The sequence below is a fragment of the Phycicoccus sp. M110.8 genome (genome assembly GCF_032464895.1).
GTDB lineage: Bacteria > Actinomycetota > Actinomycetes > Actinomycetales > Dermatophilaceae > Pedococcus.
On sequence record NZ_JAWDIC010000001.1, the window covers coordinates 330,347 to 352,035 of the forward strand.

The 21,689-nt window shown below is 73.5% G+C and carries 22 protein-coding genes; 11 read left to right on the forward strand and 11 right to left on the reverse strand.

Annotated elements, in window-relative coordinates; all coding sequences use genetic code 11:
- Positions 1-31 precede the first annotated feature (31 nt).
- The gene (locus RKE38_RS01575) at positions 32-802 is read left to right on the forward strand and encodes a hypothetical protein (protein WP_316005708.1); all 771 of its coding nucleotides are present in this window, start codon (positions 32-34) and stop codon (positions 800-802) included.
- Positions 803-813: 11 nt separating this feature from the next.
- Here the strand turns inward: RKE38_RS01575 and RKE38_RS01580 are convergent, their stop codons facing one another.
- From RKE38_RS01580 to RKE38_RS01615, 8 genes are all read right to left on the reverse strand, one after another.
- On the reverse strand, positions 814-1,272 hold the full coding sequence (locus tag RKE38_RS01580) for a hypothetical protein (RefSeq protein ID WP_316005709.1): 459 nt from the start codon (positions 1,270-1,272) through the stop codon (positions 814-816).
- Between the two features lie 4 nt (positions 1,273-1,276).
- Entirely contained in the window at positions 1,277-2,026 is a 750-nt protein-coding gene (locus tag RKE38_RS01585; protein ID WP_316005710.1) for a hypothetical protein, read from the reverse strand.
- A complete protein-coding gene (locus RKE38_RS01590; protein ID WP_316005711.1) occupies positions 2,023-2,958 on the reverse strand; it encodes a hypothetical protein in 936 nt (311 codons plus the stop codon). Before RKE38_RS01590 ends, RKE38_RS01585 begins: the two co-directional genes overlap by 4 nt.
- A 27-nt stretch (positions 2,959-2,985) precedes the next feature.
- Complete coding sequence (locus RKE38_RS01595) at positions 2,986-4,431, reverse strand: WXG100 family type VII secretion target (protein WP_316005712.1); 1,446 nt, start codon at positions 4,429-4,431, stop codon at positions 2,986-2,988.
- 2 nt (positions 4,432-4,433) lie between these two features.
- Positions 4,434-5,843, reverse strand: a complete 1,410-nt coding sequence (locus tag RKE38_RS01600) for a S8 family peptidase (protein ID WP_316005713.1) — start codon at positions 5,841-5,843, stop codon at positions 4,434-4,436.
- Between the two features lie 31 nt (positions 5,844-5,874).
- On the reverse strand, positions 5,875-6,492 hold the full coding sequence (locus tag RKE38_RS01605) for a hypothetical protein (RefSeq protein ID WP_316005714.1): 618 nt from the start codon (positions 6,490-6,492) through the stop codon (positions 5,875-5,877).
- 92 nt (positions 6,493-6,584) lie between these two features.
- Complete coding sequence (locus RKE38_RS01610; protein WP_310148421.1) at positions 6,585-6,866, reverse strand: WXG100 family type VII secretion target; 282 nt, start codon at positions 6,864-6,866, stop codon at positions 6,585-6,587.
- Between the two features lie 2 nt (positions 6,867-6,868).
- The gene (locus RKE38_RS01615; RefSeq protein ID WP_316005715.1) at positions 6,869-7,474 is read right to left on the reverse strand and encodes a WXG100 family type VII secretion target; all 606 of its coding nucleotides are present in this window, start codon (positions 7,472-7,474) and stop codon (positions 6,869-6,871) included.
- On the opposite strand from RKE38_RS01615, the gene eccD reads away from it, so the two are divergent.
- The 5 genes from eccD (at position 7,386) to valS (ending at position 15,012) form a co-directional block, all read left to right on the forward strand.
- Positions 7,386-8,723, forward strand: coding sequence for a type VII secretion integral membrane protein EccD (gene eccD, locus RKE38_RS01620; RefSeq protein WP_316005716.1), 1,338 nt, complete (start codon positions 7,386-7,388; stop codon positions 8,721-8,723). The two genes, RKE38_RS01615 and eccD, sit on opposite strands and share 89 nt — an antisense overlap.
- 122 nt (positions 8,724-8,845) lie before the next feature.
- On the forward strand, positions 8,846-9,652 hold the full coding sequence (locus tag RKE38_RS01625) for a hypothetical protein (RefSeq protein WP_316005717.1): 807 nt from the start codon (positions 8,846-8,848) through the stop codon (positions 9,650-9,652).
- An 88-nt stretch (positions 9,653-9,740) separates the two neighbouring features.
- Positions 9,741-11,081: a type VII secretion protein EccB gene (gene eccB, locus RKE38_RS01630; protein ID WP_316005718.1), complete on the forward strand. Its 1,341-nt coding sequence runs from the start codon at positions 9,741-9,743 to the stop codon at positions 11,079-11,081.
- Positions 11,078-12,298: a S8 family serine peptidase gene (locus RKE38_RS01635; protein ID WP_316005719.1), complete on the forward strand. Its 1,221-nt coding sequence runs from the start codon at positions 11,078-11,080 to the stop codon at positions 12,296-12,298. Before eccB ends, RKE38_RS01635 begins: the two co-directional genes overlap by 4 nt.
- An 83-nt stretch (positions 12,299-12,381) precedes the next feature.
- Entirely contained in the window at positions 12,382-15,012 is a 2,631-nt protein-coding gene (gene valS, locus RKE38_RS01640; protein ID WP_316005720.1) for a valine--tRNA ligase, read from the forward strand.
- On the opposite strand, the gene RKE38_RS01645 is transcribed toward valS, so the two are convergent.
- Genes RKE38_RS01645 through RKE38_RS01655 form a run of 3 tightly spaced genes read right to left on the reverse strand, consistent with a single transcriptional unit; the run spans position 14,943 to position 17,281 of the window.
- Entirely contained in the window at positions 14,943-15,644 is a 702-nt protein-coding gene (locus RKE38_RS01645; protein WP_316005721.1) for a hypothetical protein, read from the reverse strand. The genes valS and RKE38_RS01645 overlap by 70 nt on opposite strands.
- Before the next feature lie 45 nt (positions 15,645-15,689).
- The gene (locus RKE38_RS01650; protein ID WP_316005722.1) at positions 15,690-16,268 is read right to left on the reverse strand and encodes a TIGR03086 family metal-binding protein; all 579 of its coding nucleotides are present in this window, start codon (positions 16,266-16,268) and stop codon (positions 15,690-15,692) included.
- 8 nt (positions 16,269-16,276) lie between these two features.
- Entirely contained in the window at positions 16,277-17,281 is a 1,005-nt protein-coding gene (locus RKE38_RS01655; RefSeq protein WP_316005723.1) for a sigma-70 family RNA polymerase sigma factor, read from the reverse strand.
- Positions 17,282-17,505: 224 nt separating this feature from the next.
- Here RKE38_RS01655 and RKE38_RS01660 point away from each other — a divergent pair, with 224 nt between their 5' ends.
- From RKE38_RS01660 to RKE38_RS01680, 5 genes are read left to right on the forward strand one after another with little or no spacing between them, the layout of a single operon-like run.
- Positions 17,506-18,231, forward strand: a complete 726-nt coding sequence (locus tag RKE38_RS01660; RefSeq protein WP_316005724.1) for a DUF4129 domain-containing protein — start codon at positions 17,506-17,508, stop codon at positions 18,229-18,231.
- Entirely contained in the window at positions 18,228-18,731 is a 504-nt protein-coding gene (locus RKE38_RS01665; protein WP_316005725.1) for a hypothetical protein, read from the forward strand. Before RKE38_RS01660 ends, RKE38_RS01665 begins: the two co-directional genes overlap by 4 nt.
- Complete coding sequence (locus tag RKE38_RS01670; protein ID WP_316005726.1) at positions 18,732-19,730, forward strand: MoxR family ATPase; 999 nt, start codon at positions 18,732-18,734, stop codon at positions 19,728-19,730.
- Entirely contained in the window at positions 19,727-21,100 is a 1,374-nt protein-coding gene (locus RKE38_RS01675; protein WP_316005727.1) for a DUF58 domain-containing protein, read from the forward strand. Before RKE38_RS01670 ends, RKE38_RS01675 begins: the two co-directional genes overlap by 4 nt.
- The gene (locus tag RKE38_RS01680) at positions 21,100-21,615 is read left to right on the forward strand and encodes a hypothetical protein (RefSeq protein ID WP_316005728.1); all 516 of its coding nucleotides are present in this window, start codon (positions 21,100-21,102) and stop codon (positions 21,613-21,615) included. Before RKE38_RS01675 ends, RKE38_RS01680 begins: the two co-directional genes overlap by 1 nt.
- The last annotated feature ends 74 nt before the right edge of the window (positions 21,616-21,689 follow it).

The window sequence follows — 21,689 nt, forward strand, 5'->3', positions numbered from 1 at the left end:
GACCACACGCCCCCGACGAAGCGAGGACCTCGTGACCACCACGGCGAAGAGCACGGCCCGCGCGGGACGGCGCGACGACGGCATGCGCCTGTGGGGTCGCGTGCTGCTCGTCCTCGTCGCGCACCTGCTCCTGCTGGCGTGCGTGTGGTGGTCGTGGCACCCCAGGCTCGGCGACCACAACACGACGCCCGGCCTCTACCCGAAGACCTTCGGCATGGCGGTGGCCTGCGGATTCCTGCTCGTCCTGCTCCAGGTGACGGACAAGGTGCCCTTCAAGGGCCTGTGCGCGATGTTCCTCCTGGTGCCGTTCGCCACGTTCTTCGTGCAGTACGCCGGCTACCGGGTGTGGACGACCGCCGTCATGGAACCCACGAGCAACGTGACGGTCACGCAGGCCGAGCACCTGTTCAACGGCGGCTACCGCGTGCGGGTGACCGGCGCGGGGAGCGGCGAGACGGTGGCGTACTCGACCCTCGGGCGCCGGACCACCACCGGCAACGTCTTCACCCCCATCCGGGTCGGCGACACCATGGACGTCATCACCGACCCCACCGGCCTGGCCGTCCCGATGCTGGTGCCCCAGGGTTGGGCCGGTTCCCCGTCCTCCCGGACCTCACCGCTGTGGGCGGGGGTCACGCTCGTGTCGGCCGTCTACCTCGAGCTCATCTGCCTGTCCGCCCTGACCCGCCGCCGCAGCCAGATCATGGCTGTCGACGACAACGGCCGCTTCGGCGGCGCGAAGGCCAAGCGGTCCCGACACAAGGCGTCGGCCGCCGAGGACACTGCGACCGAGAACGCCTGAACCTCGGCGCGTCAGTCGACGTCGGGGAGCGGCATCTGCCGGATGCGTTCCATCTGCTCGCGCATCTCGCGCAGGTTGCGGCGGGCTGCACCGATGGATGCCGACAGCTCCTCGGTCGCCGGGTCGTCGGCCTCGAGCGCCTCGTCCTGGACGCGCATCACCTCCCGGGCGTTCTCGGCGGCCGTCCGGCGAATCGTCTCGGCGGCCGGCGAGTCGTCGACGCCAGCCACCACGGCCGTCGTGCTCGTCTCCCCGAGGTCGATCTGGCGTTGGAGGCGCTGCCAGTCCGGGCCGAGCTCGCCGCGGCGCGCCTTGGCCGCCCGCTCCTCGTCCTCGGGCTCGACCTTCGCGAGGTAGGCCTCGTGCTCCTCGATGGCCTCGCGCGTGTCGCGCTCGATGTCCGCCTGGATGCTGCGGATCTCCCCCAGCAGCGCCTGGACCTCGGCGATCGCGCGGTCTGCGTCGCTCATCTGGTCACACTCCGAAGTTGTTCTGGGCGGCCTCGTCGATGCGCGAGCCGTTGTACATGGCCAAGCCACCGGCGACGGTGGTCAGGGCCAGCTTGAGCGCGTGCATGATGTTGATGATCGAGTAGATCGCCTTGACGGTCTTCTCGATGGCGTCCAAGACGCGGCGGATGAGGCTGATGGCGCGGTCGAACTTCTGCCAGAAGCTGCGGATGTGGATCGCGATGTCCGCGGCCCCCACCAGCCACCCGATGACCGGCACTGAGGCCTCGATGATGAGCCGCTCGAGGATGTCGCTGATGAAGGAGATGAGGGCGCCGATGCCCAGGCAGGCGGACTTGGCCACCTCGATGAGGCTGCCCGTCAGCTCGCCGGTGAGCTCACAACCCTTGGCATAGGTGGCATACGTCCCACCGAGGGAGTCCATGCGGGAGCGGAAGGCGGTCGCTGCCTCGCCGTCCCAGACGTCGGTGGTGCCGGCGTCGAGGGCGCTGAAGTTCTCGCCGACGGCGGTGCAGATCTTGCCCGCGTCGCCCCATCCCTGCTGGGCCACGCCCATGAGGCCCCAGTCACCGCACAGGGGCTTGACGAGCTCGAGCAGCGGGTCGGTGCCGAAGGCGTCCCGGCAGAACCCGAGCAGGTGGCCGATGAGGAAGCCGCAGCTGGACTCGAACTCCTTGGCGAAGTCGTCGTCGGAGGCGACGGCCAGGCTCTGCGAGGCGTATGCCGAGGGGTCGACCTTCTCGTAGACGCTCACCAGGTGCCTCCCTTGTGGTTCTTGGCCCAGGTGATGCCACCGTCGTTCTTCGGGCCGTTCACGGCGTCGTTGACCTGCGACGTCTGGGCGATGGTGTCGCCGAGCCGCTGACCCGCATTGAGGACGTCCTGGCCCTCGCTGACCAGGGCGGTGGGCGCCTGGACCGCCTTGCTCAGCGTGTCGATGCGGCCGGCGTCCCGGGTCGTCACCGCCCCGGCGGCGGGCGACGGCGATGCAGGGTCGTTGTCCAGGCCGTGCCTGCGGGCCCAGTCCTGGCCGTCGGCGTAGGCGCTCCGCTGCCGGTTGCGCAGGTAGTTGCCGCGCTCGGTGGGCGACATCCCGTCGAGCTTCTTGCGCAGCGCGTTGAACTGCTTGTCGAGGCCCCGCTGGATCCAGTACTTGGGGTCGGTGCGCTGCGTGGAGTCGAAGTTGCCCTGCTGGACGCGCCAGAGCTCCTTGGGGTTCTGCCACAGCGGCTTCGACAGGTGGGTCGTGGTGTCCACCATGGTCTTCCACGACTTCATCCCGTCGAGGAACCCGCCTCCGGACGGCGTGCCCGAGACCGGGCCGACCGGCACGCCACTGCGCACCGTCCCGCCCGTGGGTGCCTCGTACGGCGGCAGGTTCACGCCCTTCTTGGCCAACGCCTCGTAGGCCGCCCGGTCACGGGCGATGAACTCCTTGCGCGTTCCTTTCGTCAGCGTGGCGCACGTGTCGGCGATGGTCGACCCGTTGGACATGCCGCGCGTACCGGCGTCGTAGGCGCGCGAGTAGTGCCCCTCCAGCAGCCCGAGGACGCCGGTGAAGGCGCCACTCGCGCGGCAGTTGGCCTGCACGAAGCGGCCCGCGGCGTCCATGTGGCCGCGCTGCCGGTCCAGGACCTGCTCGGCGAGGTCCAGCTGCGCGATCTCGACCTTGATCTTCGGTGCCATGGTGGTCATCCCCCCTCTCGGAGGCGGCTACTCCCAGACGGAGTCGCTCGCCTCTGCGTCGTCGTACCAGTTCTCCTCGTCCTCGTGGGTGAGGAACTCCTTGCCCTTCTTCTTGTCGCTGCCGCCGCCGGCACCCCCGGCGCCACCGCCGCCGCCGGCCACGCCGTTCGCTCCCCGGCTGCCGGCACCCTGCCCGGAAGCCACCTCGGTGGCCCCGGCTCCACCGGCGCCACGGCCGGAGGCGCCGTCGAGCTTCGGGACCCCGTACCTTCCGCCTGCCGAGGCACCGCGGACCGACGAGCCGCTGCCCGCGCCGGAACCGCCACCGCCAGCGGCGGAGACCATGCCGCTGCCGCCGCGTCCGCCGGCCGCCCCGGCGGCTCCCGTGGTCCCGCCACCCGACGCGCTCCCACCGGGGACGGCCGCGGTGCCGGTGAGGTTGCCGAGGGCGCCACGGGCAGATCCACCCGCCGCGCGGGTCAGGCCCGAGAGCGAGCCGCCGGCCTCGCGACCGAGGCCGGAGAGCAGCCCACCCGCGGAGCCACCGGCGCCGCGGACCATTCCGGCGGCACCACCGGCGACCATGCCGATCCCCCCGACCGCCCCGGCGAGCCCGCCGACGCCACCGAGCGTGGAGCCGCCGACGTTGCCGCTCGAGCCCGTCGAGCCACTGACGCCGGTGAACCCGGGGACGGTCCCGGAGACCACGCCGTCCGCCGTGGTGCCGGAGTCGTCGATGAGGCCGCCCGTGGGGACCGTGGTGGGGATGGTCGGGTCGATGCCGGGGTGGTACACGCCGCCCGTCGGGACGAAGCCGCTCGTGGAGCCGACCGTGGGGACGGCGCCGGTGTGGCCCCCGGAGTACCCGGTCGGGGTGCTTCCCCCGCCGGTCGGGGTGCTTCCCCCGCTTCCACCGCTGGGCAGGTTCGAGCCCCCCTGGTCGCGGTGCGGCGTCGCGTCGATCGGCAGCTTCGTGGTCGCTGTCGCCATGTCGGTGCTGAGCTGGCGGAGCGCAGCGGCCGCCGCGGCCTCGCGCTGCTGCTCCTGCTGGGCGACCGCCGCGTCGTAGGCGGCCTGGTCGAACGTCTTGCCGACCGGCTCGGTGCTGCCCGGCTCGAGGCCCGTCTGACGGACGTAGCCGGTGCGGTCGGGGCTGGTGTCGACCGTCTCCACCTTGGTGGCGAGCGCCGTCTGCGCCGTCGACACCGCGGTGTCGGCCTGGTCGAGGGCCGACTTCACCTGGCGCAGCGCGGTCGCGTGCTCGGTCAGGCTGGCGGTGAGCCGGTCCATGGCCGCGAACGCGGCGTCGGCGCCCTCGCCCTCCCAGTCGAGGCCGAGGTCGTTCTTGGTGTTCTTGACACTCGCGACCAGGGTGTCGATCCGGGCGGCCGCAGCCTCCCAGTCCTCGCCCTGCGCCTTGATGTCGGACGCCGCGTCGCGGATCTTCGCGAGCTCGCTCTCCTTGGGTCCCACTGTCAGCTCCCCTCCCCTGGTTGTGCGGCCGGACGCGTGCCCGACCCCCTGCGCGTGAACATGAGGGCGCCACCCGCGACGAGCAGCACCAGGACGACCATCACCGCCCAGACCCAAGCCGGGACACCGCTCGAGGTCGAGGAGGTCGGTGCCGTCGGGCCGGCCGCCGAGCCCGCCGAAGGGCGAGGTGCCGCAGTCGCGGACGTGGTCGCAGTCGTGGATGGCGACGACGATGTGGTGTCGGAGCCGGTGAGCAGACGGCCTGCGGCGATCTCCTGCGGCGTGGGACCGTCGACCGACTGGTCCCGGACGAGCGGGTTGACGTCGGGGTACGTGGTCGGGTCCACCGTCATGAGGTCGGCGGCGTCGAAGATCCCCCAGCCGTACCCCGTCTGGGACGCGTCGACGATCTTCGGGAACCCGCTCCCCTCACGGCGGTACCACCAGATCCAGCCCTTCTTGCCGGCCACACTCGTCCCCTGCTTCATGCCGGGGTTGTGCACGGCCGCCTGGAGCACCTGGTTGGCGGTCGCCTTCGGGTACTTCGACCAGTACGCCGCCAGACCGCCCGCGACGAGCGGCGCGGCATAGGACGACCCGTCGACGAGCATCCCCTGGGGCAGCCAGCGCCCCTGCTTGTCGTGGTTTCCGAGCGCCATGCCCACCCCGGGGGCGCAGAAGCCGATGCCGTAGCCGCGAGGCGTCGCCGCGAACGAGGAGATCTTCCCGTCCCGGTCGCAGGCGTTGACGGCCACCACGCCGTTGTAGCCGGAGGGGAGGTCGAGGACCTTGTGCCCGGTCGCACCGACGAGGATCGCCCCGGCGTGCAGGGCCTCTGCCACGGCACGCTTCACGTCGTCGTCCTGCCCGGGCTTGCCGTAGCTCATCGAGATGATCTTGGCGCCGTCCTTGAGCGCCTTCGTGATCGCTGCGTCGGTGCTGTTGACGTGCTTCTCGTCCCCGGGCGTGCACCGGAGCTTCTCGCCGTAGCCGATGGTGTAGTGCCGCAGCGTCGCCTGCGGCGCGATTCCCTGGACGCCGGGCATGCCGTTGGCCGATGCGCCCGTGCCGACGAGCAGCTGGGCGATCTCGGTCGCGTGGTCCGCCTCAGGTCCCGTCCCCGTGCTCACCTTCTCCCAGCAGACGCTCTCGGTGGAGGCGACCCGGCCCCTGATGTCCGCCGCCTTCGGGTCGATCACGTCGTCGAGCACCGCGATGGTGATGCCCTTGCCGGTGCCACCCGCCTTGTGCAGGTCGTCGAACCCCATCGCCGCGGGCCACCAGGGTCGTTGCACGGCCTGCGCGGCCGGCAGCGTGGCAGCGCCGCCGAGCACGGGCAGGAGCCCGGTGAGGGCGCCGAGCGCGGCCACGGGGAGGAGGCGGCGCAGTCGGCGTCCGGATCCGCGTTCCATCGGAGGTGGGTCTCCTTCGTCGGCCACGCGCTCAGCGCGAGGCCTTGACCTGGGTCTTGCCGTCGTCGGTCTGCGTGCTGGTCGAGGGTCCCCCGATGGAGTTGTCCGGAGCCGTGTCCGGCGGGGTGACGGGTGCGTTGTCGCCGGCCTGACCGGTCGGCTGACCGCTGCCGTCCTGCTGCTCCACCTTGGCCTGCTCCTGCAGCGACTCGGCGTCCTCGGCCTGCTTCGTGCTGTTGGCCTGCTTGTTCTGCGCGTCGGCGTGCAGGTCCTGCCGCGAGCCCGCATGCGTGCCGGCGAGCCCGGCGAAGACGTCGCCGGCACGGTTGTCGCGGTCCTCGAGGTGCTTGGCGACCTGGAGCAGCTTGTCCTGGTACTCCTTGACGTCCTGCTCGACGCCCTTGAGCGTGTCCTCGTAGATCTTCTTGGCCGCCGCGTAGACGGTGCCGAACTCCTTGCAGGAGTCGATCGCCGAGAACGAGCTCGCGGTGAGCGTGGTGCTCGCGACCTTGCTGTGGCTCTCGGTCGCCTTCTCGGTCCACGTCGCACCCCGGTTGTGGGCCAGGGTGCGGATGATCTCGAAGTCCGCCTTCAGCTTGCCGTTGGCGTAGCGGTACCCGGTCGGCTTGTCCTCGTCGGGAAGGCCCATGGTCGTTCGTCCCCCTGCAGTGTGTGGTCGTTCGTCCTCGCCCAGTCGACACGGCACGTGCCGGGGCCAGAGCCCCGGCACGACCGTGACGACTAGCCGCCGAACAGGCCGGCCGACTTCTTGTCGCCGTCCATGTAGTCCTGGTTGCTGGTGTCGACGGCAGCGCCGATCTCAGCAAGGCGGACCTTCATGTCGGTGAGCGCCTGCGTCCACTTCTTCTTGGCCTCGTGGTAGGCGGCCTTGGCCGTTCCGTCCCACTCGCTCTGCAGCGGCGCGAGCGCCGAGTCCATCTCGGCCAGCTTGGCCTCGATCTTGCCTGCGGACTGGGCGAGGTCGCCGGCCGCCTGGCTCAGTCCACCGTGGTCGACGAGCATGGTCACATCCCCCCGTACTTGTTGCTGATCGCCTGGGCCGCGTTCTCGTCCCGCTCCCGGAAGGTGCGGTCGGTCTCGCGGAGGTTGGCCTCGAACGTGTCGAGCGCCGAGATGATCTTCTTCGAGTCGTCCTTCCAGAGGTTGAACGTGCGGTCGAAGCCCGCCGCGCCCTGCCCCTGCCACATCGACTTCAGTCCAGCCAGCCGACCCTCCAGAGCGGCGAGCTCGCCATCGAGCTGCCCCTTGTAGTCAGCGACGACTGCGGCGCCCTTTTGGAGTACGCCATCACCAGCTGCAAGCATCAGTGCCTCCCAACTTCCACGCGTCTGGCCCCCCTCGGGGCACTCGGAATCCCTGCGTCTGTCGCACGGAGCGGACCCCAAGATTCCGATCTCCCCCGAGGTCCGGTGCCCGACATTAGCAACGATGTCCGAAGTGCGACATGGGGAGCACTCCCCTCTATGCTGCGTTCGACCGTGGGGTAGTTGAGGTGCACTCGTGCACACCGGGAGGGGACTCGTGACGCAGGCGACCACGTCCGCATCGCTCATCCGCGTGTCGGTGACCGCCGGCTCGCGCCGGGCGGACCTCGGCGTGCCGGGCGGCATACCCGTCGCCGAGCTGCTCCCGGAGCTGGCTCGCGAGCTGGGACAGCTCGACCCGGCCACGGCCAGCCGCGGTTTCCGCCTGGTCCGCCACGACGGGATCCCCGTCGAGGCCGACCGCAGCCTGGCGGCCCAGGGGGTCGAGGACGGGTTCGTCCTGGCGCTCGAGCCGGCCGGTGACCCGGTCGAGCTCAAGGTCTACGACGACGTCGTCGAGGCCGTCGCCGACCTCGTCGAGTCCTCGTTCGCACCGTGGACCCCCGAGCACAGTGCCCGGACGGCACTCGGCGCGGCCGTGGTCCTGTTCCTCTCGGGAGCCGTGGCGCTCTTCACCGCGCGCACCCACGGTGCCCTGGTCGTCGGCCTGGCCGCCGTGGTCGCCGTGCTGCTCGTGGTCGCCGCCGCCGTGCTGTCGCACGCGCGCCGGCAGGAGGTGTCCGGCGCGGCCCTGGCCGTCACCGCGGGTGTGTACGCCGCCGTGGCGGGGTTCGCGGTCAGCACCGACGGCTCCCTCTGGGGCCTGCCCCTGCTGTATGCCGGTGCCGCGACCGCCGTCGTCGGCGGCCTCGGCGTCCTCGCCGTCACCGCGCACCGTCCCGTCGTGGGCGCGGTCGCCGTGGTCGGGTTCGTCATGGCCGTCACCGGCGCCCTGGTCCACTTCGCGGGGTGGTCCATCGGATCGGTCGCCGGCTGCGTCCTCGCGGTGTCCGTGCTGGTGGGCGGCCTGGTGCCGTGGTTCGCGCTGTCCTCCAGCCGCCTCACGACGCACCCCCCTCGCACCGAGGGCGAGATCTACGCCGACCCGCCGGCGATCGACAACCGCGCCGTGCGGCGCCAGGTCCTGGCCGGCCACGACCTCATGCTCGGCCTGTCGGTCGCGGCCGGGGCGGTCGCCCTGCTCGCCGCGCCCTTCGCCGCCGCGACGGGCGTCCTCGGTACGGTCCTCGGCGTCGTCGGGTTCGTGGCCGTGCTGCTGCGCACCCGTCACAGCCGGACCCGGGCCACGGTCCTGGTCGCCATGGCCGCCGGCGTCCTCGGTCTCGCGACGGTCGGCATCGCCGCCGCCGTCACCCACCCCGGTTGGCGCTCCGCGCTCGGGGTCGGCATGGCGGCCGGGGCCGCCCTGGTGGTGGCGCTGGCGCTGATCGCGCCGCGGTCGCGCGTCCGGCTCGGGCGTGCTGCGGACGCCATCGACGGCGCCTGCCTGGTGGCCGTCCTGCCGCTGGCCGTCGCGGCGACCGGGGTGTTCTGACCCGGTTCGCGCCTGACGTGCCGATGGTGTGGGACGTCCCCTATGCTCTGACCGGCCGGACGCCCGCGTGACGCCCGGCGCCGGGGACTGATCGTTTCGAACGTCCAGGGGGACCTTTCACCGTGAGCACCATCCGTCGTGCGTCCGCACTGTCCGCTGCCGCCCTGCTCGGGGCCGGCCTGATCGCCGTGGGGGCCTCCTCGGCCCAGGCCGAGGACCTCCCCGCACCCGTGGCGACGACGCAGGTCGCCGGGATCTCCGCGCAGCTGGAGGCCGCTCCGCCGGTCGACGTGCCGACCGACCTGTGCGACATCCTCGACCCGCTGCCGGTCGACTGCCCGATCCCGACGGAGGTGCCCACGAGCACCACGACGACCGCGTCCCCCACCTCGACGGCACCCGAGCCGACGGACCAGCCGTCCACCACCACGACCGACGTCCCGTCCACGCCGCCCACCAGCGACACCCCGACGGTGACCACGACCACGACGTCCGACCCGGGCACCGGTGGCGGCAACGGGAACGGCAACCCCGGCAACCCCGGTGGCAACGGCGGCGGGAACGGGAACCCCGGCGGCAGCGGCAACGGCGGGAACCCCGGCGGGGGCAGCGGTGGCGGCTCCACCGGCGGCAGCGTCCCGACCGGGACGCTCGGCACCGACCCGGTCGCCGTCGAGGGCAACGTCGGCCGCGGCGACTGCGGCCTGTTCTGCGCCGGCTCCTACGCCGACGCGACCGGCACGCCCAACGCCCCGGCCGCCGCCGCCGGAGCCGCGGCGGACCCCGTCGGCGCCGCACCGTCGGTCCTGGCCCGGACCGGGTCCCCGATCAGCTCGATGACGACGCTCGCCGGCGTCCTGCTGCTCGCCGGGGCCTTGGTCCTGGCGACCCGGCAGCGGCTCACCCCGGCATACCGTCGCCGGCACTGACGCGGCACCCGACCCCCACCAGCACGGCGACCCCGCCCCGTAGGGTGGCCGTCGTCGAAGCACCCACCGCGAGAGGCAGGAACCGGCCGTGGCCACGAAGAAGGATCTGGTCGAGGCCCAGGCCTTCAGCCGCCGCAGGCTGACCACCGCCTTCGTCGCCGGCGCCCCGGGCGGGCGCGAGGTCGAGCCGCAGCGGCCGTGGCGCGCGATCATCGGCGGGCTGGCCGTCACCGCCCTCGTCGCCGTGGGTGGCCTCGTCGCCGGGGTGCTCAGCCCCGGCCTGCCGTCGGGGTGGGACGACAACCGGCTGGTGATCGCCAAGAAGAGCGGTGCCCGGTACGTCGCCATCAAGAAGACGCTCTACCCGGTCATCAACACCACGAGCGCGCGGCTGCTGATCCCGGCCGACGAGTTCAAGGTCGTGACGGTCAACGACGACAAGATCGCCACGACCCCACGTGGCGCCGCCATCGGCATCCTCGGCGCCCCCGACTCGCTCACCCCGGCCGGCCGCCTGTCGCGCACCGGGTGGGTGTCCTGCGTGGCGCAGTCCGGGGCACAGCGCACGGTCGTCGGCCAGCGCGCCGCGAGCACCCCCGCCACCGGCAGCGCCGCGGTCGTGCGCACCGCCGACGGCCTGTTCGTCGTCACCGGCGGCTACCGGCTGCCGGTCAAGGGCGACGAGGCCGCCTCGGTGCTGCGGCAGCTGCGCCTGGAGTCCGTCACGCCGGTCCCGGCCCCGGCGTCCTGGACCAGCCTCTTCCCGCAGGGGCCGACCCTCGGTGCCTTCCGGATCCCCGACGCCGGCAAGGCCCGCGCCGGGCTGCCCCCGGGGGCGGTCGTCGGCTCCGTGCTGGCCGTCAAGGACTCGGGCACCTCGACCCCGCGCCGCTACGTCGTGCTCGGCACGGGCGAGCTGGCCCTCATCACGCCGTTCGCGTACGCCCTCTACCAGCTGGGGTCCGGGCGCACGGTGGGCGCGGACATCCAGGTCACGCCGGCCGAGATCGCCGGCCTCAAGACCACCGACCGGCAGGTCGTGCCGTCCCAGTGGCCCGAGCAGATCCCGCAGCCGCTGGACGCACCGCCGTGCGCGACGCTGACCGCCGGGCCCAACACCCTGCCGTCGACCGCCCTGTCGACCTCGAACGTCGTGAAGGCCACCGAGGGACAGGTCACCGAGGTCGAGGCCGGGTCGGGGGCGCTGGTGCGGTCCATCGGCGACAACATCATCAACCGCGGCCCGGTGCTCGTCGTGGACCAGACCGCCACCGCCTACAGCGTGGTCGGGGGCGACGACGTCCTGGCCCGGCTGGGGTACGCCAAGGGCGACGTCGTGCCGGTCCCCCAGGCGTGGGTCGGGCTGTTCGCCTCCGGTCCCGTGCTGAGCATCGCTGCGGCGCAGAACGCCGTCAGCACCAAGAAATGAGCCCGCGCCGGACCGCGGCCGCCGCCGTCGCCTCCCTCGTGGTGGGCCTCGGCGGCGTGGTGGCCGGTGCGTCCCCGGCGGCAGCAGCCCAGTGCGAGCCGGGCAAGGTGCAGTACGTGCCGGAGGAGCCCCTGGCCCTCCAGCGGCTCAACGCGCGGTTCGCCTGGACCCAGGCCACCGGACGCGGTGTCGTGGTCGCGGTCGTCGACTCCGGCGTCGACGCCCGCAACGCGCACTTCAAGGGCGCCCTCGTGGAGGGGAAGTCGTTCGTCCCCAAGCTGCCCGCGAACCGTGACGACCTCGGACACGGGACCGCCGTGGCCGGCGAGATCGCCGCCCGCGGGGTCAAGGGCTCCGGGCTGGTGGGGCTCGCACCCGAGGCGAAGGTCATGCCCGTACGGGTCTTCTACTCCGACGACGAGGAGTCCCGCAGCGCGGGGGTGGGCCCCCGCCCGGACCGGATCGCCGCCGGCATCCGGTACGCCGCCGACCACGGCGCCAAGGTCGTCAACGTCTCGATGAGCACGCCCACCGACGACGCCGCCCTGCGTGAGGCCGTCTCCTACGCCACGCGACGGGGCGCCCTCGTCGTCGCCTCGGCCGGCAACCGCAACGTCTCGGAGAACAAGAGCGACTCACCGCGCTACCCCGCCGCATACCCCGAGGCCGTCGCGGTCGCCGCGGTCGACGTGGCGGACACCGTCGGCGAGGGCTCGATCCACGGCCCGCACGTCGACGTCGCCGCCCCCGGCACCCGGATCCTCACGACCTACCTCAACGCCGGCGACTGCCTGCTGGAGCAGGACGAGGAGTCGACGAGCTTCGCGACGGCGTACGTCAGCGCCGCGGCCGCCCTGCTGGCCCAGCGGTTCCCCACCGAGGGGCCGGCCGCCTGGAAGCACCGCCTGGAGTCGACCGCCTCCCGCGACCGGCGCGACCAGCGCACGGACGCGGCCGGGTGGGGCCTGGTCCAGCCGTACGAGGCCCTCACGGCCCTGACCGACTCCAGCGTCGGGGGCCCGCCGGCCCCGGGCGAGAAGCCCCGCCCGGTCGTCACCGCCGCCCCCGAGCGGATCGACCTCAGCGCCCGCCGCGACCCCTACGCCCCGGAGCGCACGGCCGCCCTGTGGTGGAGCCTGCTCGGCGCCGCAGCCCTGGTCGCCCTCGCGCTCGGCGGGGCGCTGCGCACGGGCCGCACCCGCCGCCGCGCCACCTGACCTGGGGGCCCGGCCCCGGACGGTCGCGCGTGCGGGCCGAACCGGTTGGTACCGGCGCCCCCGCGGATGGGAGGATTCGGTCCATGACCGACGCCCTCATGACGCCTCGCGCCGCCACGATCCCCGACCGCCCCTCGATCGACGGGCTCGAGGACAAGTGGACGCAGGTATGGCGCGAGCAGGGCACCTTCACCTTCAACCGCGACTCGGCGACCGCCGCAGGTCGCGAGAGCGTGTTCTCGATCGACACCCCGCCGCCGACCGCGTCCGGGTCGCTGCACATCGGGCACGTGTTCTCCTACACCCACACCGACTGCATGGCCCGCTACAAGCGGATGTCCGGCTTCCACGTCTTCTACCCGATCGGCTGGGACGACAACGGCCTGCCGACGGAGAAGCGCGTGCAGAACTACTACGGCGTGCGCGGCGACGCCTCGCTGCCCTACGACCCGGACTTCACGCCCGCCCACCGGGGTGACGTCAAGAGCACCAAGGCCGCCGACGCCCAGCCGATCTCGCGGCAGAACTTCATCGAGCTGTGCGACGAGCTGACGGTCAAGGACGAGGAGGCGTTCGAGAGCCTCTTCCGGCGCCTGGGCCTGTCCTTCGACTGGGGCATCTCGTACCGCACGATCGACGACCGCTCCCGCGCGACCGCGCAGCAGGCGTTCCTGCGCAATCTGGCCCGCGGCGAGGCGTACCAGTCCGAGGCGCCGGGCCTGTGGGACGTGACCTTCCAGACGGCGGTGGCGCAGGCCGAGCTCGAGGCGAAGGACTACCCGGGGCACTACCACCGGGTCGCCTTCCACCCGACCGCCGAGGGCGCCGCACCCGTGTACATCGAGACCACGCGCCCCGAGCTCATCCCCGCGGTGGTCGCCCTCATCGCCCACCCCGACGACGAGCGGTATGCCGGCCTGTTCGGCACCACGGTCCGCTCACCGCTGTTCGGGGTCGAGGTGCCGGTGCTGGCGCACCCCGCTGCCGAGGCCGACAAGGGCGCCGGCATCGCGATGTGCTGCACCTTCGGCGACCTGACCGACGTGCTGTGGTGGCGAGAGCTGCAGCTGCCGACGCGGTCGGTCATCACCCGCAGCGGCCGGATCCAGGCGGAGGTGCCCGAGTGGCTCGCCGGTGGCCCGGGCGAGGCCCTGTTCGCCGAGCAGGTCGCCGGCAAGTCGACGTTCGGCGCCCGCGAGGCCATCGTGTCCGCGCTGCGCGAGTCCGGCGACCTCGACGGCGAGCCGACGCCCACGCAGCGCAAGGCCAACTTCTACGAGCGCGGTGAGAAGCCGCTCGAGATCGTCACCTCGCGGCAGTGGTACATCCGCAACGGTGGCCGCGACGCCGAGCTCAACGCCGAGCTGATCGAGCGCGGTCGCGAGCTCGAGTGGCACCCGGCGTTCATGCGCTCGCGCTACGAGAACTGGGTCAGCGGACTCAACGGCGACTGGCTCATCTCGCGCCAGCGGTTCTTCGGTGTGCCGATCCCGGTCTGGTACCCCCTGGACGCCGACGGCGAGCCGGTCTACGACACCCCGATCGTGCCGTCGGAGGACCAGCTGCCCGTCGACCCGGCTGCGCAGGCCCCGGCCGGCTACGACGAGTCGCAGCGCGGCGAGCCCGGCGGCTTCGTCGGTGACCCGGACATCATGGACACCTGGGCGACGTCGTCGCTCACGCCGCAGATCGCCGGCGGCTGGCGCGGCGACGACGCGCTCATGGACCTCGTCTTCCCCATGGACCTGCGTCCGCAGGGGCACGACATCATCCGCACCTGGCTGTTCTCGACGGTGGTGCGATCGCACTTCGAGTTCGGCTCGGTGCCGTGGCGCAACGCCGCCCTCTCGGGCTGGATCCTCGACCCCGACCGCAAGAAGATGAGCAAGTCCAAGGGCAACGTCGTCACCCCGGAGGACGTCGTCAAGGAGCACTCCGCCGACGCCGTGCGCTACTGGGCCGCGAGCGGGCGCCTGGGTGCCGACGCGGCATACGACACCGGGCAGATGAAGGTCGGGCGCCGGCTGGCGATCAAGATCCTCAACGCCACCAAGTTCGCTCTGTCGTTCGGTGAGGTGGACGGCGACCTCGCCACCGCGGTGACCAACCCGCTCGACCGCTCGATGCTGGCCGCGCTCGGCGACGTCGTCGCCAAGGCGACCGCGGGCTTCGAGGCGTGGGACCACACCCGGGCGCTGGAGGTCACCGAGTCGTTCTTCTGGACCTTCTGCGACGACTACCTCGAGCTCGTCAAGGACCGCGCCTACGGCGGCCAGGGCGAGGCTGAGGCGGCCTCCGCCCGCGCGGCCCTGCGCATCGCGCTCGACGTCCTGCTGCGTCTCTTCGCGCCGATGCTGCCGTACGTCACCGAGGAGGTCTGGTCCTGGTGGCACGACGGCTCGGTGCACCGCGCGCCCTGGCCGACCACGGACGACGTGGCCGCCGGCGTGGGCGGCGACCCCGAGGTCCTCGTCGCGGTCGGGGAGGCCCTGGCCGGCATCCGCAAGGCCAAGTCCGAGGCGAAGGTCGGCATGCGCGCCGAGGTCGCCGCGATCACCCTGGCCGGACCGGACGCCTGGGCGCAGCGGGTCCAGCTGGCCGAGGCCGACCTGCGCGCGGCCGGCCGGGTGACCGGGGCGGTCGGCTACGCCGAGGCGGAGACGCCCGAGGCCCGCGACGCGGAGCTGATCCCGGTGGAGAAGCCGAAGGCTTGAACCCGGCGGGCGCCGTCGGGCTGGACCGTGATCCACGGGGCGTCCCAGCCCGCGATCCCCAGGGTGCGGGTCGTGAACCGCGCCTCGTCGAGCAGCGTGACCTCGCCGCTCGCCGGGTCGTAGACGTCGAGCAGCCGGTCGCCGTCGCCAGGCAGCACCAGGGTGACGTGGCGCGGCAGCGTGGCCGACCCGATGTAGAGCAGGGCCGGCTCGCCGTCGGCGACCACGTCGAGCAGTCGGGCGTGGGCGGCGGCGAGCCCGCCGCGCCCGAGCTGTCGCAGCGGCCGCACCTGGTACTGCGTGCCCCGGCGGGCCGCGCCGAACTCCAGCTCCTTGAGCGCGCCCCACGGGGGCGTGCCGAGGGCGCGCGGCCAAGGCAGGTTCAGCCGCCCGCCGCCGGAGAAGAGCCGGTTGGTGCGGCGCATGACCACCCGCTCGTACGCCGCGAACCGTTCCTGCTCGGTGGCGCCGGGCGGGGCGTCGGCCCGCGGCCCCTCCCCCGTGGTGATCCACCGGGCGAACTCGGGGTTGACGAGCATCCTGGCCACGGTGAGGCACGCGGAGCCGCAGGTGACCGGGCTCTGCTGGACCGGGCCGACGTCACCGTTGTGCAACCGGAACCCCGTGGTCATGCGCCCCATCCTTGCCGGTGCCGACGGGGTCGTCCACCACGCAGGTCAGCAGCGTCCGGCGTGGGCGAGCAGCCGGTGCTGGGGCGCCGCCCAGTCGGGGACGTCGAGGACCGGCCCGAACCGCACCGGCCGGTCGGCGTCGGTGATGGCATCCCGGGCCACCGGCCACAGGTCCATGGCCAGGCCGGGCGGGATGGGGCGCGGCTGCTCGACCGCCTGGGAGACGTCCCACCCGTGCAGCGTGATCTCGAGGGCGCCCACCGCCCCGAGCAGCTCCCGCGACAGGCTCAGGTCGCCCAGCCCCACGTCGCCCTGCGGGCTGGCGTGCCAGTGGCCGACGAGGGCCCGCGCCCGGGCGCAGATCCGGTCGAGCAGTGCCCTGCCGCCCTCCCCCGGTGCGGCGGGCACGAGCTCGAGCCGCGGCGCCGAGGCCGCCTGCGCCATCGCGTCGAGCGAGTCCTCCATGTGCTCCAGCAGGGCGAGCAGGTCCCACTCGGCGCAGGGCGTCCGGTTGTGCAGGTCGGCCTCCGTGACGAGGCGCAGGCTGGCGCCGGTGTATGCGATCGCGCGCTCGAGCAGCTCGACCGCACCCGGCGGCCGGCCCACGCCGGTCGCGGTGGTCATGGCCGGGCTCACGTCGTGGCGACGTGGTCCGCGGGCAGCACCGCGGGCAGGCCGAAGGTCTCGAAGAGCCGCACGTCGAAGAACGCCGCCACGTGGCTGACCCGGCCGTCGGTCACGGTCAGGACCTGCAGGTGGAACGGGGTGAACGTGCCGTCGGGCTGGCGCATGTACAGCCCGAACGCCGGCTGGCCGTTGGCCGAGGTGGCGACCATCGGCATGTCGTGGACCCCACCGGGGCACTGGGTGTCGATGAGCCGTCCGATCTTCTCGGCCCCGCGGTACCACCCCGGGAACGGCGGCATCTCCCACACGGCGTCGGCGGTCAGCATGCTGACGATGGAGCTGATGTCCTTGTCCCAGAATGCCTGGACGTACCGGTCGAGCAGGGCGCGCTGGTCCTCGTCGAGCCGGTCCTCCACCGTGTCGGCGGTGACGTTGACCCTGGCCAGCTGGGCGTGCGCCCGCTGGAGCGCGCTGTTGACGGCCGCCTCCGTGGTGTCGAGCGCCTCGGCCACCTCGGCAGCGCGCCAGCGCAGCACGTCGCGCAGGATGAGCACGGCACGCTGGCGGGCGGGCAGGTGCTGCAGCGCCGCCACGAACGCCAGCCGGATGCTGTCCCGCTCGGCGACGATGCTGGCGGGGTCGGCGGTGTCGGCCGCGACCAGCGGGTCCGGGGCCGGCTCGAGCCACGCCACGTCAGTGGAGGCGACCACGCGCTCCCCCGGGTCGCTCTCGGGCGTGCCGAGCCCCGTGGGCAGCGGCCGGCGGTCCTTGCCCTCCAGCGAGGACAGGCACACGTTCGTGGCGATCCGGTAGAGCCAGGTCCGCACCGAGGAGCGCCCCTCGAACGCGCCGTACGCGCGCCAGGCCCGGATGTAGGTCTCCTGGACCAGGTCCTCCGCGTCGTGGATCGATCCCGTCATGCGGTAGCAGTGGGCGGTCAGCTCGCGCCGGTAGGTGTCGGACAGCTCCGGGAAGTCCTCCGCCGCCGCCCGCTCGCGCACCTCGGTCATGCCGTCTCCTCCATCGGTCCCCGTCCCAGCGTAGGCCGCAGGGCGTCTCGCAGGGACAGACCAGCGCGCCTCGCAGAACTCATCGCTGCCCGCCCAAGAACTTCCGGCCCACTCGCGCCCACGGACCTTTATAACGAATCGCGCCCGAAGGCCGGCAACTCCTTTGCCACCCCGACGGCTCGTCCCTAGGGTCGGTGCGTGACTCGGAGGGGACGGGGGCAGGTGTGAACCGCAAGGCATGGGCGCTGCTCGGTGGCGCGGGCGTGACGCTGCTGCTGTCCGCATGGGTGTCGGCGGCCGGTCCGGTCGGCGTCTTCGCCCGGCAGGACTTCAGCGGCCCCGGGACCAGCGCCCCCGGCGAGGAGTACGGCTCGGGAGCCATCCAGGGCACCGTGAAGGAGCTCGGCTCGAAGGGGCGCACCGCGCCCCAGTCGTCGGCCGTCGCCGAGGTGGTCGCGTGGTCGGTGAAGGTCGTGCTCGTCCTCGTGGTGCTCGCCGTGCTCGTGACCATCGGGCGGGCCGTCGTCGCCCAGCTGCGCACCACGACACGCACCGACGAGGGGCCCCGCGCCACCGCCGACGTGACCCCGGACGTGATGCTCGCCGCGGTCCGCGAGAGCGAGGAGCTGCTGGCCACGGGCACCCCGGCGAACGCCGTCGTGGCGGCCTGGGTGGCCCTGGAGGAGGCAGCCCGTACGGCCGGTATCGGCGACGACCGGTCCCGGACCTCGGAGGAGCTCGTCGGCACCGTCCTGCGACGGCTCGACGTCGACGCCGGCGCGCTCGACCGCCTCGGCGCGCTCTACCGCGAGGCGCGCTTCTCCCGGCACGAGATCGGGGAGGACCTCCGGACCCAGGCACGCGACGCGCTGCGGCAGGTCCAGGCCGACATCGCCCGCGGCCGTCCCCCGCGCCCGGCCCGCGAGCGCATGGCCGGGGCCCGCCGGTGATCGCCCGCCTCCGGGCCCTGCCCGCGGCCGGACAGCTCGCCGTCGCCCTCTGCGCGGCGGTGCTGGTGGGCGGCCTGCTCGCGCTGGTGCCCGGCCTGGTGAACCCGGCCATCCTGCTGGCCTGCACCGCCGTCGTGGCGACCTTCGGCGTGCTGGTCCAGTGGCTGTGGCAGCACCAGCACACCACCGACTGGTCCAACCACTTCACCGACGGCACCGGCGCGCGCGGCAGCGACGTGCGCATGACGCGGCTCGCCGAGACCGTCGACGCCACGGTCGCCGGCGACGCGGTGGCCCAGACCCAGCTGCACGAGACCCTGCGGGCCCTCGCCGAGGAGCGGCTGCGTCGCCGTCGCGGCCTGCGCCTGTCCGGCGACGACGCCGCCGACGTGCGCGCCGCCCTCGGCCCGGACCTCACGGCATACCTCGCCAACCCGCCGACGGGCCGGCTCACCGCCGCCCGCGTCGAGGCGTACATCACCACCCTGGAGGAGATCTGAGTGAACACCACCACCCTGTCCCTGAACGAGGTCTCCGACCGGGCCGGTGCGATCCTGGCCGAGGTCGAGCGGGCGGTCGTCGGCAAGCGGCACAGCCTCGAGCTCGTCCTCGCCGGCGTGCTCGCCGGCGGCCACGTGCTCATGGAGGACTTCCCCGGGCTCGGCAAGACCCTGGCGGCGCGCTCGTTCGCCCAGGCGCTGGGGCTGGAGTTCGCGCGGGCGCAGTTCACCCCCGACCTCCTGCCCAGCGACCTCACCGGCTCGTTCCTGTACGACCAGCGCACGTCGGAGTTCACCTTCCGCAAGGGCCCGCTGTTCACCGGGCTGCTGCTCGCGGACGAGATCAACCGCACGCCCCCGAAGACGCAGTCGGCCCTCCTCGAGGCGATGCAGGAGGGCCAGGCGACGGTCGAGGGCGAGACGTTCCGCCTCCCCAGGCCGTTCCACGTGCTCGCGACGGCCAACCCGGTCGAGTACGAGGGCACCTACCCGCTCCCGGAGGCCCAGCTCGACCGCTTCCTGCTGCGCGTGTCGTTCGGCTACCCCACCGCGTCCGAGGAGTGGGAGGTGCTCCAGCGCCGGATGGGCCGCCGGCAGGAGGAGCAGCAGGTCGCCCAGGTCACCGACGCCGAGGGCCTGCTCGCGATGCAGGCTGCGGTCGAGACGGTCACCGTCGACGAGGGCGTGGGCCAGTACTGCGTCAAGCTCGTCGCCGCGACGCGCAGCCACCAGAACCTGCTCATGGGGTCCTCGCCGCGAGGCTCGCTCGCGCTGCTGCTGACGAGCCGGGCGTATGCCGTGCTGCGCGGCCGCGACTACGTCACCCCCGAGGACGTCAAGGCCGTCGCGCACGCCGCGCTCGACCACCGCGTGGCCGTGCGGCCCGAGCTGTGGATGAACGACGTGTCCGCCGCGAGCGTCGTGGACTCGGTGCTCACGTCGGTGCCGACGCCCGCCGCGACGGGCAGCAGCGCACGCAGCGGGTTCGAGCGCCCGTGAGCCGACCCGTCGGCAGGCGGCTGCAGGCGCGCTGGCAGGCGACGCCGGCGCACGTGCGGGCCACGCTGCTCGGCTTCCTCCTGCTCGCCACAGGGGTGCTGCTGCGCCGGCCCGACGCCGTGGCGCTGGGTGCGCCGCTGGTCGTCGTCGCCGTGTGGGCCCTGGCCGTGCGCCCCGGCCGCTCCCCCGAGGTGCACGCCGGCGTGCGGCACACGGTCCTGCGCGAGGGCCAGGCCACCGCCTGGACCACCACCGTGCAGCCGGCACCGGGCGTCGAGGACCTCGGAGTCGCGCTCCTGCCGACCCCCCACACGAGCTACACCCCGACGAGCCGCGCCCAGGGCGCCGCCCTGGCGCCCGACGGGGAGCCGGCCCGCCTCGACCTGGTCTGCCAGAGCACGCGCTGGGGCCACCGCAGCCTCGGCCCGGCCACGATCGCCGTCGGCAGCGCGTTCGGCGGCTTCACCTGGGAGCCCGAGCCGGTCACCTCCGACCCGGTCTCGACGGTGCCGCTGCCGGACCACTTCACGGCCCGCGCGCAGGTGCCGCACCCCGACGGCCTCGTCGGGCGCAGCCGCTCGGCCCACCTCGGCGACGGCGGCGAGCTCGCCGACATCCGCCCGTTCCGGTTCGGTGACCGGCTGCGCCGCGTGCACTGGCCGGTGTCCGTGCGCACCGGCACGCTGCACGTCACCGCCACCCACGCCGACCAGGACAGCGAGATCCTGCTGCTCGTCGACGCCATGCACGACCTCGGCCGCAGCAGCGGCCCCGGGGGTCCGAGCAGCAGCCTCGACAACGCCGCCCGCGCGGCCGGGGCCATCGCCGAGCACTACCTGCGCACCGGCGACCGGGTCGGCCTGCTCGTCCTGGGCGCGCGCGACCTGCCCCGCGTCCAGGCAGCCGCCGGGAACAACCACCTGCGCCGCCTGCTCGACGTGCTCTCCCGGGTGCGGGTCGCCGACAGCACGGTGAGCGACGAGCGGCGGCTGCGCGGCCAGCTGCGCCACCACGTCGGCGCCGGCACCCTCGTCGTCGTCCTCACCCCGGCCGTCTCGGTCGAGGTGCTCGCCCACGCCGTCTCGCTGGCCCGCAGGGGCGTGGCGGTCGTCGCGATAGACACCCTGCCAGCCGACTTCGCCCGCCCGGACCTGCCCGACGAGCGCCTGGCCGAGCTCACCTCGGTGCAGGACCACCCCGTGGGGGCTCGCCTGGCCTGGCGGATCCGCCTCCTCGAGCGGGAGCGGGAGATGCTCCGCGCACGGGACGCCGGGGTGCCGATCGTGCCGTGGACAGGCCCGGGGACCCTCGACCTGGTGCTCCGCGACCTCGGCCGGCGCTCCCGGGCGCCGCGGGTGGTGAGCCGCTGATGGCCCGCTCCCACGTCGTCCTGCGGGCCGTGCTCGCCGCGGCCTCCGTGGCCCTCGCCGCCGTCACCGCGGTGGCCGCCGTCAGCCCGCTGTGGGTGGCGCTGGTCCTGCTCGTCGCGTTCACGGCATACGCGGCACTGCGGCCCGGCACGCACGCGGTGACGGTCCTGCTCGCCGCGCACCTGCTGCACTGGCTCACCACCGTCCCGGCCCCCGTGGGTGGGCGCGTCTGGCTGCTCACGGTCGTGGCCGCCCTCCTCGCGCTGCTCCTGCACACCAGCGCCGCACTCGCGGCGGCCTACCCGCAGGGAGCTCCCGTGCCGCCTGCGGCGGTGCGCCGCTGGAGCCGTCGCACCGCGCTCGTGGTCGCCGGCTGCCTGCCGGTCTGGGCCGTGACCAGCCTGGTCAGCGGCAGCGGCACCCCCGGGGAGGGCACGCTGACGTATGCCGCCATCGCGGGCACCGCGCTGCTCGCCCTCGGCGTGTGGCTGGTCGCCCGCGAACCCCAGCACTGACCCCGGCTCCCGGCACGAGCCCTCGTGAACGCACCAGCCCCGACGGCACGGGCCGTCGGGGCTGGTCTGTCGGA